Annotated in this window: 11 protein-coding genes and 1 other RNA gene; 4 read left to right on the forward strand and 8 right to left on the reverse strand. The window is 32.0% G+C overall.

What is annotated here, in order from left to right:
- Positions 1-123 precede the first annotated feature (123 nt).
- Positions 124-4,293 carry a hybrid sensor histidine kinase/response regulator transcription factor gene (locus JOOMADRAFT_RS16725; RefSeq protein WP_008615462.1) on the reverse strand — a complete coding sequence of 1,390 codons (4,170 nt, stop codon included), beginning with the start codon at positions 4,291-4,293 and terminating at the stop codon, positions 124-126.
- A 225-nt stretch (positions 4,294-4,518) separates the two neighbouring features.
- Between JOOMADRAFT_RS16725 and JOOMADRAFT_RS16730 the strand changes: the two genes are divergently transcribed.
- Positions 4,519-5,397: an IS982 family transposase gene (locus JOOMADRAFT_RS16730; protein ID WP_008610872.1), complete on the forward strand. Its 879-nt coding sequence runs from the start codon at positions 4,519-4,521 to the stop codon at positions 5,395-5,397.
- A 383-nt stretch (positions 5,398-5,780) separates the two neighbouring features.
- On the opposite strand, the gene JOOMADRAFT_RS16735 is transcribed toward JOOMADRAFT_RS16730, so the two are convergent.
- From JOOMADRAFT_RS16735 to JOOMADRAFT_RS16760, 7 genes are all read right to left on the reverse strand, one after another.
- Complete coding sequence (locus JOOMADRAFT_RS16735; RefSeq protein WP_008615463.1) at positions 5,781-6,926, reverse strand: lactonase family protein; 1,146 nt, start codon at positions 6,924-6,926, stop codon at positions 5,781-5,783.
- 109 nt (positions 6,927-7,035) lie between these two features.
- Positions 7,036-8,205, reverse strand: coding sequence for a hypothetical protein (locus JOOMADRAFT_RS16740; RefSeq protein ID WP_008615465.1), 1,170 nt, complete (start codon positions 8,203-8,205; stop codon positions 7,036-7,038).
- 477 nt (positions 8,206-8,682) lie between these two features.
- On the reverse strand, positions 8,683-9,288 hold the full coding sequence (locus tag JOOMADRAFT_RS16745; protein WP_008615466.1) for an outer membrane beta-barrel protein: 606 nt from the start codon (positions 9,286-9,288) through the stop codon (positions 8,683-8,685).
- Positions 9,289-9,377: 89 nt separating this feature from the next.
- The gene (gene rny / locus JOOMADRAFT_RS16750) at positions 9,378-10,943 is read right to left on the reverse strand and encodes a ribonuclease Y (RefSeq protein ID WP_008615467.1); all 1,566 of its coding nucleotides are present in this window, start codon (positions 10,941-10,943) and stop codon (positions 9,378-9,380) included.
- A 51-nt stretch (positions 10,944-10,994) separates the two neighbouring features.
- A non-coding RNA gene (gene ssrS / locus JOOMADRAFT_RS19980) (6S RNA) lies at positions 10,995-11,123 on the reverse strand.
- Positions 11,124-11,186: 63 nt separating this feature from the next.
- The gene (locus JOOMADRAFT_RS16755) at positions 11,187-11,477 is read right to left on the reverse strand and encodes a cell division protein ZapA (protein WP_008615476.1); all 291 of its coding nucleotides are present in this window, start codon (positions 11,475-11,477) and stop codon (positions 11,187-11,189) included.
- Between the two features lie 15 nt (positions 11,478-11,492).
- On the reverse strand, positions 11,493-11,783 hold the full coding sequence (locus tag JOOMADRAFT_RS16760; protein WP_040879817.1) for a hypothetical protein: 291 nt from the start codon (positions 11,781-11,783) through the stop codon (positions 11,493-11,495).
- A 270-nt stretch (positions 11,784-12,053) separates the two neighbouring features.
- On the opposite strand from JOOMADRAFT_RS16760, the gene JOOMADRAFT_RS16765 reads away from it, so the two are divergent.
- Genes JOOMADRAFT_RS16765 through JOOMADRAFT_RS16775 form a run of 3 tightly spaced genes read left to right on the forward strand, consistent with a single transcriptional unit; the run spans position 12,054 to position 16,815 of the window.
- On the forward strand, positions 12,054-13,745 hold the full coding sequence (locus tag JOOMADRAFT_RS16765; protein WP_008615485.1) for a M23 family metallopeptidase: 1,692 nt from the start codon (positions 12,054-12,056) through the stop codon (positions 13,743-13,745).
- A 12-nt stretch (positions 13,746-13,757) separates the two neighbouring features.
- Positions 13,758-16,178 carry a TonB-dependent receptor plug domain-containing protein gene (locus JOOMADRAFT_RS16770; RefSeq protein WP_008615486.1) on the forward strand — a complete coding sequence of 807 codons (2,421 nt, stop codon included), beginning with the start codon at positions 13,758-13,760 and terminating at the stop codon, positions 16,176-16,178.
- Between the two features lie 4 nt (positions 16,179-16,182).
- Complete coding sequence (locus tag JOOMADRAFT_RS16775; RefSeq protein ID WP_008615488.1) at positions 16,183-16,815, forward strand: hypothetical protein; 633 nt, start codon at positions 16,183-16,185, stop codon at positions 16,813-16,815.
- Positions 16,816-16,817 lie beyond the last annotated feature (2 nt).

The raw sequence follows: 16,817 nt of genomic DNA on the forward strand, positions 1-16,817 counted from the left end.
ATACAGAGTCCCTTCGATAAACTCAAGATAAGCTGTAAGGAATTAAACCTTCTTAAGATAATAAAGGCTTAATAATTGATTATATAAAAGTAGTTTGTTTAAAAAATGTATACTGAAGCAAAATTACTCCTCTTTATCTGCTTCTACTTCTATTTGCGTAGGAAGAACCCCAAAATAATTTTTAAAGCATTTGGTAAAATAAGAAGATGTAGAGAACCCAACCGTGTAAGAAACTTCACTTATATTGGTATTACCTGCTTGTATGAGAACCTTAGCTTTATGAAGCCTGATATTTCTTATGAACTCGTTTGCTGTTTGATCTGTAAGAGCTTTTATTTTACGATATACCTGACTTCTACTTAAATTAAGATGAGAAGCAAGCGATTCCACACTTATTTCTGAATCTCCAATATGTTGATTTATATAGTTTAATGCTTTCTGAATAAACTCTTTATCCAAAGAAGTAGTATTTGCATTGGCTGGTAAATCGCTAATAGCACTAAAATATTTATTAAAAATAAGTTGCCTACTGGTAATAAGTTGAGACAAACGAAGTTTTAATAATCTCATATCAAATGGCTTTACCATATATGCATCTGCACCAATTTCTATTCCCTCTATCCTATCGTCAATTTTTGCCTTTGCAGTAAGCATTAATAATGGAATATGACTGGTTCTGATGTCTGTTTTTATACATCTACACAATTCAAATCCATTCATCTCAGGCATAATTACATCAGTAATAATTACATCTGGCAATGTTTCTATAGCTAAATCGTATCCTTCTTTTCCGTGGTTAGCTGTAAGTACCCTATAATGGTTTTTTAATTCACTTTTAAGGTAATTCCTCAATTCTATATTATCCTCTACAATCAATACCGAATATGGATGAAGAGCTTCTTTAGGTTGATCTGCTTCTATTTTTTCTATAGGAATATTAGCTTGTAAATATTTCTTGTTAGATTTATTTTGTTCATACACATCAGAATAAATCTCATCATCTTTTAAATGTTCTTTCCCCTTTGGTAGTATAATTCTAAAGGTAGTTCCATCTTCTACCTCACTTGCTACTTCAATTTTACCCTTATGTAATTCCACAAAACTTTGAACAACTTCTAAGCCTATTCCTGTACCTCCATAATATGTTTTATTCAAACTATCTACTTGATAAAAACGTTCAAACATCTTGCTTATCTCGTCTTTAGGAATTCCTATTCCTGTATCAGAAATTACCAACTCTACTGCCTTTGCTTGATAATGCTCACTCACCAAAGGAAAGGTAACCAGATCGTCTTTAGTATACAATGCTACACTAATAGTACCTCCTTCTGGTGTTGCTTTAAAAGCATTTGAAATAATATTAAAAATAACTTTTTCAAGCATATCAATATCTGCCCAAACCATTACTTCTTCTTCATCGGTACTAACATCTAAGTCGATATATTTTACATGAGCCTCTTCCTTAAAATAGCTCAAAACATCATGAGTTAAATCAACCAAATTAAATTCTTTGGCTTTTAGGCTAATTTTATTAAGCTCCAGCTTTCTAAAGTCTAATAACTCATTTACCAATCTATGCAGTCTTGCTGTATTTTTTTGAATAATTCGGTGTTTACTTTTAATTCCCTCTGGAAGAAACAGCTTTTCATTACTCATAATATCATGAAGCGGATTCATTATTAAGGTTAGTGGAGTTCTAAATTCATGAGAAATATTTGTAAAAAACTGAAATTTTTTCTCATTTAAATTTTGCTCTTGTATACGTTTTTCTTCCTCGTACTTAGTCAATTGCTTGGTACGAATTCTACTTTGGGTTACTTTATTTAAAAGATACAATCCAATAAAAAATATAGTTAAGTACCCTATTAAAGCCCAAGATGTTTTCCACCATGGCGGCAGAATGGTTATTTTTAATTCTAAAGGCTTTGCATTCCATACCCCATCGTTATTAGACGATTTTAGTTTAAATATATAATTACCAGGGTCTAGGTTGGTGTAAGTGGCACTTTTAACACCTCCTACATAATTCCATGTGTTTTCATAACCAGCCAAGTAATAAGCATATTCATTTTTTTCTGGTCTTGTATAATTTATTCCTGAATACTCAATTGTAAAAACAGATTGTTTACTGTTTAATGAAATACTATCGGTCTCTGTTATAATTTTATTTAACGGTGAGTTCTCTTGAGTTGGAAGTACTTTTTTATTAAAAATCTTCAATTCCGATAAGTATAAAAAGTTTTCACTCTTATTAATATCTATAGTATTTGGTTTAAAATAATCTACCCCATCATAGCCTCCAAAATAGATTTCTCCATTAGCATTTTTATAACTGGAATTCATATTAAAATCATTAGAAAGCAAACCATCATTAACAGTAAAATTTGTAAATTCATTGAATTCAGTATTTATTTTTACTATTCCAGAGTTCCCAGAAACCCATATATTCTGACTGTTACATTCAATAATCCCACAAACATTTTCTAATATTAGTCCGTTTAACTTATTGTACCAAATAAAAGAGTTACTTGCTATATTATACTTACATAAACCAGCTCCTTTTGTTCCAATCCATATATTTTTATCGCTACTTTCATATAAAGAAAGAATATGATTTGCTGTAGTTACATTATGGTATTTCTCCTCCATTTTTTCTTTCATGGAATTTATAGAGAACGCCCCATTGCTTTTTTGTACTATTTTAAATAATCCATTTGTAGTACCAAGCCAAATATTATCTTTATAGTCTACAAGAACTTTCCAAGAATCACTATTAGAAATTCCATTCTCCTGAAACTCTGGCGTATTATAATGAGTAAACTTAGCTGTTGTAGGATTGTAAGAGTGTAATCCGCTATGGTAAGTAGAGATCCATATGGTTCCTTTGGAGTCTTCATCAAAACTAACCACCACATCAGATTGTAAATCTCCATTTGTAGTCTCTTTTGTTTTATTAACAAAATGTTTAGTTCCATTCTTTAAAAAGAAAATACCTTGATCCCAGCTTCCAGCCCAAATATTCTCTTTACTATCTATAAAAATAGCTTGAATATAGTCGCTTGTTAATCCTGAATACTTGCTTTTTAAAGAGGTGTTTATATGTGTGTATTGATTACTCTTTTTATCAATCACATCAATTCCTCCACCATCCATTCCTACCCATATCTTACCAGATTTATCCTCAACAATAGAGGTTACAGAGCTAGCTTGAAGAGAATTAGGATTGTTATATAAGCTTTCTAATCCTTTAAATTTATCATACAGAGGATCATATACCGCTACTCCTTTATTATAATAGCCCAGCCATATTTTATTATCTTTATCTTGATACAAAGACCATATTGAGCTCGACAATAAACTCTTTTCGTCCTTATTACTTGCTTTATGATGATTTAAAATTTTTCCTTGCTGATTGATATGGTACAACCCATCGTTTTCAGTTCCAAACAACAAAGTTTCATCTTTTAAAGATGTTATCGAAAAAAATGGATTCTCAGAAACTGAAAAGTGCTCTATCTCTCTATATGTATCATTATCCTTATAATTTGCCTTGTAAATTCCTTTTGAGGTAGCACCAGCCCAAATATTATTATTCTCATCAATAATTAAAGATTTTATATGATCTTTCACATATAATTCTTTTGAAAACAACGTAGGCTTCAATATATTTTTGTTCGAATCGTATTCTTGTATTCCCAAATTAGTTCCAGTGTAGATTTTACCATCGTTATCTATAGCAATTGCTTCTATGGTTATTGGAACATCTATATTTAATTTACTGCTTTGAATTTTATCTACCTGAAGAATTTCATCTCCAGTAATCTTAAATAATCCCGCCCCAAAAGTTCCTACAAAAATATTTCCTTGTTTATCTTCTATTATATTTCTTACAGATATACTCTTATTGTAGGTAGCTTCAAACTTAGAGTTTGGAATTCTTAAAAATTGATCATTATTTTGATTATATAGATTAAGACCTTCTTCTGTTCCTACCCAAAACCTATGTTTACTATCTAAAAATGTGCAATAAACTACACTACTGCTAAGAGATGTAGAATCGTTTAAAATATATCTGTAGGAATTGTAATCTATTCCATCATACCTGTAGAGACCAGCCCCGTTGGTAGCAATCCACATAAACCCATCGTCGTCTTGATTGATATGATAAATTCCTACTTTGGGAATATCCTCCATCATACTCACAAAATTGAACTTCTTATTTGCTTCTTGAGCAAACAAAAAGACATTCAACAAGAATCCAATACAGGAAAGAAAATAGTCTTTTCTAGACATTTTAGGTTTTTATTAATAGGTACATAGGTTAACACCAAAAATAACATAAAATATTAAATATTAAATTTTTATACCTATATTTTAAAATAAAACCTTTTTAATGCGATATAAAATATCATAAAATAATTTTTTAACTTAATTTAATAAATAACCCGTTGTGCATTTAGAAAAAGTTGTGCAAACTGCTAAAATGCAGTAAATTGTAGTAACCACACTATAATTTATATGCACAACTTTCAAGCAAATTACGACAAAATCCTCAAGGTTTTAAAAGAATTGGATTGTAAAATGGATTATTTACATCAAATCCGTAAACCTAAATTAAGAGATAAAGAGCTTATAGCTATTGATTTAACATCAGAATATATGAGTGTTGATAGTGAATGCCAGCTTTTTCGAATGTTACCTGCTGGTCTATCCAGCAAAATAGAGCGCAGTGTCTACAATAGAAGAAAGCGTAAGTTGTTTTCTTTTAGAGAATCACTTCGCAAGGCATTAGTGAGAAAGTTGAATAAATCTGAGCATTGTTATATTGTTGACAGTATGCCGTTAGAGGTCTGTAAATTATCAAGAAGCGCTAGAAGTAAGATATGTAAAGAACAAAACTACAGTCTGCCCGAAAAAGGATATTGTGCAAGTCAATCAAGCCATTATTATGGATATAAATTACATGCTGTCTGTTCTGCTCAGGGTGTTATCGAAAGTATGGATATTAGTCCAGCCTCTGTGCACGATATTAATTATTTAAAGGATATAAAGCATCAATTAAGTGATTGCATATTACTTGGTGATAAAGGGTATTTGTCGGCTGAATATCAATTGAATTTATTTGAATATCATAATATTAGACTTGAAACCCCTATGAGAACAAACCAGCATAACTATAGGGAGCAGCCGTACGTTTTTAAGAAATCCAGAAAGCGTATTGAAACATTGTTTTCTCAACTTTGCGACCAATTTATGATTCGAAGGAATTATGCTAAATCTTTTGAGGGATTCAAAAACAGAATATTATCTAAGATTACGGCTATGACGGTCATTCAATATATAAACATATTTGAATTCAACAGAAATATCAATAACCTAAAAATCAATATTGCCTAAATGCACAACGGGTTAATAAATAATATTTGGAGAACAAATCTCCTTATTTCATAAAAAAACCTTGAGAAAAATCTCAAGGTTTATACGTATCTAATCAACACCATCGGTGCACCCCACGAAGCATTTAAACAAAAATATTTAATTCATTTCGAGGTTTTCAAAATAAACCCCTTGCTATTAATAAGAATGAACAAAAAGAGGACTTCAGTAATATCTCTCCTTTAAACTGCTTATTTTATGACAGTTAGATTAGTCTTTGCACTTTATTCTATGCTCTATGTTCTATGTTCTTTGTCTTTTGTCTCTGTTCTTTTTCTTATAGCAAAGCGATCTTATATTTTTACTCGCACATTAATGATAAAATATTTATAAAACTCTTACAACTACTTAAATAAAATACATACAGGTGTTGCTGCCTTTATCTCATCTACATATGTTAATAGTCCGTTATTGATATCTCTTTTAAATGAAATTATATTGTTTGTATATTGATTTGCTACTAAAAGAAATTTTTCGTCTGGCGATAATGAAAAATTACGCGGACCTTCTCCCCTAACAGATTCATGACCTATAACTTCTAAATTACCATCATCCTTAACTTTAAATATTACAATTGAATTATGTCCACGATTGGATGCATACAAAAACTTCCCATCGGAAGAGATATGAATATCTGCTCCTGTATTTTCTTCTTTAAAATCTTCTGGTAGTGTTGAAATAGTACTTTCCACTTTAAACTCTCCAGCCTCATTTATTGCCAAAACTGTAATCGTATTATTTAATTCTCCGAAAACATATGCCCACTTTCCACTCGGATGAAAAGCCATATGACGAGGTCCTGCACCTTTTGCTATTGCTAATTTCTCATTAGACTTAGGTTCTATTTTATTGGTTTCGGAATTAAGTTTAGAAAACCATAATTCGTTTGTCCCTAAATCTACTTCTATTACATCATTTTGGGTAGGTTGTAACCATACAGAGTGCGCATGCGGACCGTCTTGTCTTTTATTAGCTCCTTTCCCTTTATGTTGATGTACATCTAATAATTCTGTAAGACTCCCATCTTCTTTTAGTTTAAGTAAGCCAACACTTCCACTAGAATAGTTTGCTGCCAATACAAATCCTTCATCATTACTTACTACAAAACATGGATGCATTCCTCCAGAAGATTGTTTATTTATAAACTCTAATGTATCTTTTAATATTTTAAATGAAGAAACTTTCCCTTCTGTTAGTTCATTGGCTGCTATTAGATATTTTTTATCTGCAGAAAAATTTAAATAAGAAGGATTTTCTGTCTTAGCAACAAGCTTCTCCTTAGATAATTTCCCATCTTCTGCTAAAGAATATTCATAAATCCCTTCACTCTCGCCATTGGTATAAGTTCCTACGTAAAATGGGGAATTTTGCTCCTTTTTTTCTTCAATTTTACTATGAGAATCTGCCGCTGTCATATTTTCTTTTTTCTCTACTTTGTCCTTACAGCTTGCTAATAAAACTATTACCAATGCTATTTTTAGTAATTTCATTTCCGCTAAATAATTAGAATGTTTATAAAAAGGAAAGATACAATTTATTAGTATTTAATTACAAAAAGTCAAGATGAGTTCATAAAATAGATTCCCATCTAAAAGAAGATTATTTAGAATTTCTAATTTCGTTTTCTTTATCATTTTTATTTTTTTGAAAAATTCTTCCCGTAAAATATCCTAGTAAAAATGGTAAGAAAAGTATTATTGCAAAAAATAAAACTACATAAAACAGAACACTGCTTATAATATCTTTTACATGTGTCATGGTATTGTTTATTGCCTCTTCGGCTAAAATATTTACCTCTTTAGAAAGTGCTTTCCGCTCTCTCAACACCATACTATCTAATGCAACCCGTTCTCTTTCAATAATTGTATCTATAGACGCTCTTTCTTCAGAGAAAAAGACTTTTGAACTTTCTATGTCGTTATGTAATCCTAAAAATAAAATTTGCATATCCCTCCGGAAGTCTTTTATAGATTCATCAAGCATTTCTGGAGTAGTTTCCGCAGTGGTAACTAACCTATTCAAACTATTATCCATACTATTAAATGCTTTTTGAAGACTAGCCGAGTCTATTCCTTGTTCCCGAAGCATCAATTCTGTATTCCATTGTAATTGCTTTCCAGTACTTTCTGAAGTATAAACCAGTCTATTTGAAAAATTTGTCATTACTTCAGAGAGCGTTCCAACGGTTTTTAAAGCCGTACTATCTGGAGTTTTATTAGCCTCTAAATATGCATCGCGAATGGATTTATGACGAAAGTTTAGTCCGTAAATAGGATTTTTTTGAACGTAGTTTTCTACTAACTCATCTAATTTCTTGTAATTCTTTTCGCTTAACAAACTCCGTGCATTTTTCTCTATAGCATTTGAATTTGTATGAGCTATGTTAGCAACATAAGGCTGCCACTTTCCAAATAAAGGCCTTGCTTTATCTGAAACTAAGAAGTTTTCCATAGCTAAAGAAAGAGCCCAAGCATCTACTAATGCCAATTGCGGCATTGTTTGAAACCCCACTTCCCTATAAGAAGTTAATGTTTTTAATTTCCACCGATAAGCATTTTTCTGAATTTCAAAATCGGCTTCTTCATAGATAATACTATCGGCTGCCCATTCTACCCTTTCAGAAGCATCTGCTATAAAACTCTGTGTTAGCAATCTAGAGTTTAACTGACTCGTAGTTAATGGTTCCTGAGCGCTTTCTATTTTTAAAAGTGAACAAGATTGTAGTACAAATAAAATAAGAATAGCAGAAATATAAGTTCTAAATCTCATCTAAGCTTGGTTTATTTCAATAGGTAGATTCTTTTAAACTGTTTCCTAAAGATACTTATTTTAACTGAAATCAATCAAAACCTATAATAATAAACTCCACATAATACACCTTCATTAGAACAACACTTTTCTACAAAGAACAAAAAATCCTGTGAAGCTTTTCCACAGGATTGATTTTAGTATTTAAAAATTTATTTTCCTTTTTTAAGGCTACTTATTATTAATGTCCGAGAAAAAATACAAGACCGCTTCGCTGCAAGAAAGAAGAACAAAGACTAAATCTTAACTATCAAAAATGAGTAGTTTAAAGAAATAACATTAGTAAACTCCTCTTTTTATTAATAGCAAGGGGGCTATTTTAAAAAACCTCTATTAATCCTTGATATATGTGAACGCAATAAACGCTGCCTGCTTTTATCGGACAACTATAGCTACTTATCAAAGAAATATTTTCCTTTAATAGGAGTCATAGGCAGTTTATTTACCCCATTTTCCTCCACCAAGATAGAAACCTAAAGATATTCCAAAGTAACTATTTTTAACTTCAAAACTATCTACTTCTATGCTTGATCCACCTTCAGATAATGAGAAACCTTCTGATTTTGTTTTAGGTATTATATTATATTCTAATCCTAATCGGAATTTACCAACTTCAACACCACCTCGAATCATTCCTCCAAATTTACCAGACACATCAAAAGAACCACTTCCATTATTATCGGTATCAAGCTCTAGACTGGCTAATCCATAATATCCCATACCTGCTCCAACAAAAGGAGCGAAAGTACTACTCCCATTATTAAAATAATAATCATAAGTCCCTAAATAAGAAGACATTGTAGCTACTTTTGCTTGTTGATTATTCACCTCTCTAACTGTGGCGGCACCAGCAATTCTCAAACCTACATTCATATTATCTGCAATATTGTACTTAGGTTCAATGTCGAATAAAATTCCTCCACCTCCAGATGCAGCTGCGTATCCTAAGTCTAAGCCGACTCTAAATTTACCCTTTTCCTGCGCTTGAGAGCTATATACTCCAACAACAGTAATTAAAATCACTAATAATAGTTTTTGTTTCATAATGGTATAAGTTTATATTTTATACCACTAATATAACATATATTCTATAATTAGAAAATATTATTTGTGTTAAATATTATTTTCTATATTTATTTAGCAATATTCACTGCTCTTGTTTCTCTAATAACAGTAATTTTAACCTGTCCTGGATAGGTCATATCTGTTTGTATTTTTTGAGAGATTTCAAAAGATAATTCAGAAGCCTTGTCATCACTTACTTTTTCACTTTCTACAATAACACGTAATTCTCTACCCGCCTGGATTGCATACGCTTTTTTAACTCCAGTAAATCCAAAAGCTATTTCTTCAAGGTCTTTTAATCGTTGGATATAAGAATCCAAAACTTGACGCCTTGCTCCTGGTCTTGCTCCACTTATAGCATCACATACCTGAACAATTGGTGCTAATAAAGACTTCATTTCTATTTCGTCGTGGTGAGCCCCAATAGCATTACATACATCTGGTTTCTCTCCATATTTCTCTGCCCATTCCATTCCTAAAATAGCATGTGGAGTTTCCATTTCTGTTTCTGGAACTTTTCCAATATCATGTAAAAGACCAGCTCTTTTAGCCATTTTTGCATTTACGCCTAACTCCGCAGCCATTACGCTACATAATTTAGCTACTTCTCTTGAGTGTTGTAATAAGTTCTGTCCATAAGAAGAACGATATTTCATTCTACCCACAGCTTTAATAAGTTCTGGATGTAAACCATGAATTCCAAGGTCAATTACGGTACGTTTCCCTACTTCTATAATTTCCTCTTCAATTTGCTTCTTGGTTTTCTTCACCACTTCTTCAATTCTTGCAGGGTGAATCCTACCATCGGTTACCAAACGGTGTAAAGATAATCTGGCAATTTCTCTTCTTACAGAATCAAAACAAGAAAGTATAATCGCTTCTGGTGTATCGTCTACAATAATTTCTACCCCAGTAGCAGATTCTAAAGCACGAATATTCCTACCCTCTCTACCGATAATTCTACCTTTAACATCATCCGATTCTAGATTAAAAACAGATACACAGTTATCTATAGCTTCCTCTGTACCAATTCTTTGAATGGTATTAACAATAACTTTCTTTGCTTCTTGTTGTGCTGTAAGTTTAGCTTCTTCTAATGTATTTTGAATGTAAGCCATAGCATCACTCTTAGCATCTGCTTTAAGCGATTCTACTATTTGAGAGCGTGCTTCGTCGGCAGAAAGCCCTGAGATAACCTCAAGTTGCTCTATCTGACTTTTGTGAAGCCTTTCTATTTCTGCTTGTTTTTTATCTAAAAAATCTAAACGAAAATCATAATCCTTATTCTTTTCATCTATTTCAGCATTGAGCTTTTTATTCTTTGCTAATTCGTTAGAAACTTGAGACTCTTTATCTCTTGTTCTTTTTTCAGCTTCAGCAATTTTTTTATCTTTAGAAATAATTACTTTTTCATGCTCAGCTTTGAGCTCTAGAAACTTTTCTTTCGCTTGAAGTATCTTATCTTTTTTAATACTTTCTCCTTCTGTTTTAGCTTCTTTTAAAATCTTTTGAGCTTCTTTTTTAGCTCCTGAGATCATTTTAGTTGCATTTTTCTTTTCAAGCACCTTGGCTATCACAAATCCAGCTGCAATCCCTATTATTCCTACAATTATTACTAGTGTAGTATTCTCCATCTTTACATATATTTAAAAAAAAAGCCTACATTGGTAATTGAAGTTTTGTACAAACTCCTCTAAACAGGTTTAAGGCTACCAAACTGATCAAGGATCCGCAGTCCTATATCTGAAATTAATCAGAGGAGCGGCTTGCTTTTACAACTTGAACTCACCTTTTTTAATATATACTTGTTGAGTTTGTCAAAAAAATGCAACCAATGTAGGCAGTAACATTATACTATTTAAAAGAACATCTTATCATCAGCCCAAATGCTTTGATAGCATAGCGTCTAAGTTTTTTAAACGCAATTCCATCTCTTCACTTGTTTTGTTTGTATCAATACCTTCTTGTTCTACTTTAGAAGCAAATTGTAAGGCACACATTGCCAAAACATCTTGCTTGTCTCTAACAGCATAGTTTTGTTCGAATTGCTTAATCAATGTATCAATAGTCTTTGCAGCCTTGCGTAATCCTTCCTCCTGTGATGGTGCCACCGTTAACGGGTACACCCTATCTGCTATCGATATTTTGATTTTAAGCTTCTCTCCCATTGTAATTAGAACGTTTTATTCGGATAATTGAGCAATGCATTGATCTATTTCCCGAATTAAAGTATTTATTTTAAGCTTAGCTTCTGTTTTATTTTCATTACTGCCAAGCATTGAATTTGCCATTTTGAGTGATTCATATTTCTCTTCCCATTTAATAACAGAAAGCGCTAAATCCTTATTCTCATTTTTCGAATTAGCCAATTCTTCTTGTAATTTTAGATTGATATTACGTTCTTGCTCTAATTTCTTGAGCAATTTCCCAATCTTATTCTCCAGAGAATCAACAATTTCTATAATCTCACTCATACATGCAATATTCAACACATATCTTTACAAAGTTAACATACCTTTACGTACTTCACAACAGTTTGTAAAAATTTCTTTTTTATTCTATTTTGAAGGATAAACCTTATATTTTATATCAATTTATAAAGTGTAATTCTTCAGGGTTCAAATATCGTTGGTTTTTTTGATTAATTTATTATATCATACTAATATAATTAAAATTGCGTTTTTACCGTAGTTTTTTCATGTTTAATTAACATTTGACTATTTTTACGGCATAACTATTTTTTCATGCGCTATCTATTAATTTGCACTATTTTAATATCACAATTTATACATTCTCAAAACAGCTATCCTAAAGATTATTTCCGCTCTCCTTTGGATATTCCAATTGTTTTAGCAGGTACTTTTGGAGAATTGCGCTCCAACCATTTTCATTCTGGAATGGATATAAAAACGCAACAACGAGAAGGATTAAACGTGTATGCAGTTGCAGATGGCTATGTTTCTAGAATTAAAGTGCAACATTATGGATACGGAAAAGCCATTTATATAACACACCCAAATGGATACACCTCTGTTTATGGACATTTACAGAAATATGCTCCAGAAATTGAAGCTTATATTAAAGAAGAGCAATATAATAATCAATCCTACGAAATAGAACTCTTTCCCTCTGCCAATGAAATTCAAGTTCATAAAGGAGATTTAATCGCTTTGAGCGGAAATACAGGAGGCAGCGGTGGTCCTCATTTGCATTTTGAGATTCGTGACGGACTAGAAAAGCCTATAAATCCACTTTTATTTGGGTACCATGTAAAAGATACCAAAGCGCCACGTATTCTAGGAGTTCATGCATATCCTGTAGGAAATAACGCCATTATTAACAATGAGAATACTAGAAAAGAACTGAGACTTACACAAAATCCAGATGGCACTTATATGGCCGATAAAATCTATGCCTCTGGAAACATTGGCTTAGGCGTAGAAACCTACGACCAATTAGATATGGCATACAATAAAAATGGTGCTTACAAAATATGTACTACAGTAAATGGCACCTTAAATTTTGAATACGATTTCGAAACTTTTTCTTTTGCTGAAAGTCGCTATATAAACACTTTGATAGATTATCCTACTTATATTGACAACAGCATTAAAATTCAAAAATGCTATATCGAACCTTATAATAAATTAAGTATTTATAAGAAAAGAAACGATGATGGTGTAATAACTATAAATGATGGATTATCCTACCAAGTTACCATGGAAGTTTCGGACTTTGCAGGTAATACAAGTACTATTATTATTCCTATTGAAGGGAAGAAACAAGAACTATCCAACCCTATTACATCAAATACTGAAAATAAAGGAGATTATTTAATTGCGACTCGAGATAATATCTTTTCGGTAGGAAATGCTTCTTTATTTTTTCCTGAAAACACCTTCTATCATGATCTTTTTATCAATTTAAAAACAGAAGATGATGCCATTATTATTCATAATGAAAGTGTTCCTGTAAAAAACAATTACACTATAAGTATGAATATTAGGAATAGAAATGAAACCGATAAAGACAAGCTTTTTATTGCACATGTCTCTGATGATGGCAGACTTTCTTATGAATACACCTACAGAAAAGGAGATTTATTAAGCACTCGAACCCGAGACCTTGGAAAGTTTAAAGTAGCTAAAGATACAGTTGCTCCTGTAGTTAAACCTAGTAACTTTAGAGATGGACAATGGCTTTCTAATTTTCGTTATTTAAAACTAAACATTACCGACGACCTTAGCGGCATAAATTCCTACAGAGCCACTATTAATGGGGAATGGATTTTAATGGAGTACGAATACAAAGAAAATTCCCTTACTTACGATTTAAGTGATATTGATTTTAAGGATGCTGCAAATAATTTGGAAGTAGTTGTAACTGATAATGTTGGAAATAGTACTACTTTTAAAGCAGTTTTTCATAAAAAGTAACCAAATCTGACATTGAACTTTAAAAGAGCGATTTTTCCTATACTGTTTTTTCTGACATTAAATTCGCTTTACTGTCAAACTGCTACCATTCGTGGTGTTATTTTAGACGAAAGAAATATTCCTGTTGAAAGTGCTACTATTTCTACTGAAGAAATTGCTACCACAAGTAACAAAAACGGATTTTATCAGCTTATAATTCCTGCAAAAAAGGAGATTGTCATTCATTTTAATCATCTCTCATTTAAAAAAATTCAGCTAAAAATAAACCTTCAATCTGCCGAAAATTTTGAGTTTAACCCTGTTCTAAAAACACAAATAGAACAGATTGGCGAAGTATTAGTTTTATCTTCTGAAGAAAAAAAAATCGAGGGAATCCAAAATATAAATCCCGAAACCGTTAGAACCATTCCAGGAGCAAATGCTGGAGTAGAAAATATATTAAAATCGCTTCCAGGGGTAAACTCCAATAACGAATTAAGCACTCAGTATGCTGTAAGAGGCGGTAATTATGACGAAAATCTAGTATATGTAAACGAAATTGAGATCTACCGTCCTTTCCTAATCCGTTCTGGTCAACAAGAAGGAATGAGTTTTATAAACACCGACTTAATTCAAAACATCGACTTTTCTGCAGGGGGGTTTCAAGCAAAATATGGCGATAAACTTTCTTCAGTCTTAGACATTACTTACAAAACTCCTACACAATTAACAGCTGCTATAGATGCTAGTTTTTTAGGAGGAAGCGTTTATTTAGGAACAAGCTCCAAGAATACCCGATTTACAACTTCTTCTGGCATTCGCTATAGAAACAACAGCTTATTTGTTAATAGCAAGGACACCAAAACAAATTACAATCCTGTTTTTGCAGATGCGCAAACGTTTATGACCTATAGATTTTCAGGGAAATTCCAACTTCATTTTTTAGGCGCCATTTCTTTAAATGAATATGATTATAAACCACAAAGCAGACAAACAACTATTGGCACTTTTAACATTCCTACAGCTATTAGTGTGAATTATAATGGAAAAGAACAAGATAGCTATAAAACAGTTTTTGGGGCTCTAAAAGCTAATTATCAGCTTAACCAAAATACCTCTTTAAAATTTATTGCGTCCTTATATAATACCCGCGAAAAAGAAAATTATAACATCTCTTCTCAATATCAAATGGGAGAAATAAATACGAATCTGGGCGGTCTGGTAGGAGATTATAAAGATATTGGCTCCCAATATGAATATGCTAATAACAACTTAGATGCTCAGATTTTTAATTTTCAGCATAAAGGTTTTTTCGAAAAAGATAGCAACACTTTAGAATGGGGAGTAAAATATACGCATGAAAGAATTAAAGATTATATCAACGAATTTGAAGCAGTAGACACCCTAATTGTTGACAGTTTAGACTCTTCAAACCAATGGGTAATTCCAGACTTTAATACTATTGATGCGGAAAATAAGATTAAGAATAATAGAGTTTCTGGATATACACAATGGAGTAGATTAACAACTATTGGAAGTAGCAAAGTATGGATTAATGCAGGGGTAAGAGCACAATTTTGGAATGTTTCTGGAGATAGTATTGCTTCAAAATCTCATTTTATTGTTAGTCCAAGAGCACAATTCTCAATAAAACCAGCATGGAAGAAAGACATGCTTTTTCGTATTTCTGGTGGCTTATACCAACAACCACCTTTCTACCGAGAAATGCGCGATAGTTTAGACAATGTAAATCCGGATGTGAAAGCCCAAAAATCGTATCATTTTATTTTAGGTAACGAATACAGTTTTAAACTTTGGGAACGCCCTTTTAAATTAATTTCTGAAGTTTATTATAAATATTTAGACGATGTAAACCCATATAACATTGAAAATGTTCGCATTCGGTACCAAGCAACAAACAATGCAACAGCCTATGCGTATGGCTTAGACTTAAGACTTAATGGAGAATTTGTACCTGGAACAGAATCTTGGGTAAGCTTTGGCTACTTAGAGACAAAAGAAAATAGAAATGAAAGAGGTTACATTCCGCGCCCTACCGACCAACGAATAAAATTTGCAGTACTCTTTCAAGATTATATGCCTTCTATTCCAAATTTAAAATTATACCTCAACGGTGTCTACAACACTGGACTTCCTGGAGGCTCTCCAAATTATGCCGACCCTTACGAATATCAATCGCGACTTCCAGCATACAAACGAGTAGATATTGGTGTTACTTATGTGTTTATGAATAGTGAAGGAAAAGTTAAAAATGAAGAACGGAATAACAAATTCAAAGAAATTGAGGTAGGCTTCGAGATTTTCAATATTTTTGACATCCAAAATTCAATTACCAACACATGGGTAAATGATTATTACACCAATAGCCAATTTGCCATACCAAACTACATGACAGGAAGAGTTTTTAATATTAAAGCAGGATTGAGGTTCTAAACATATGAAGAAAATTATAATTTTATGTAGTGTCTTATTAATAAGTGCACTAGGATATAGTCAAAAAACAATATATCAAAGCGATTCTTTTGAAACCTTAAGTAGCAACCATAAAACAGTGGCCATTATTCCTTTTGAGGCTCGTTTAGAGCTAAAAAACAAAGAACTTACAGATGAACAATTAGAAAAACTTCAAGAAAAAGAAGGTTATGAGGTACAAAATGCTCTTGAAACTTACTTTTTAAAAATGCATCAACGCAAAGATTATCGCATTGAATTTCAAGACATACAAAATACCAATGCACTGCTATCAAAAGCAAACATAGATTTAATGAATTTAGACATATACACTACCCAAGATTTATGTGAAATTTTGAAGGTAGATGCTATTATTTCAGGAGACCTTACACTAAATGCCTTAATTTCCGAAGGGGTTTCTACAGATTTTGACTTTATGTCTTTTATTTCTGGGACTTCAGATTATGGTAGGATTGCCATCAAATTAAGTGATGGAGCTACAGGAAAACTTCTTTGGAAATACGAAAAGGTAATTACTAGAAAATCGGGTAAAAACACTTATGACATTATTGAAGCTATGATGCGTAAGTCTACTCGTAAATTTCCGTACGACAAGTAATT

The organism is Galbibacter orientalis DSM 19592 (genome assembly GCF_000260115.1).
GTDB classification, from domain to species: Bacteria; Bacteroidota; Bacteroidia; order Flavobacteriales; family Flavobacteriaceae; genus Galbibacter; species Galbibacter orientalis.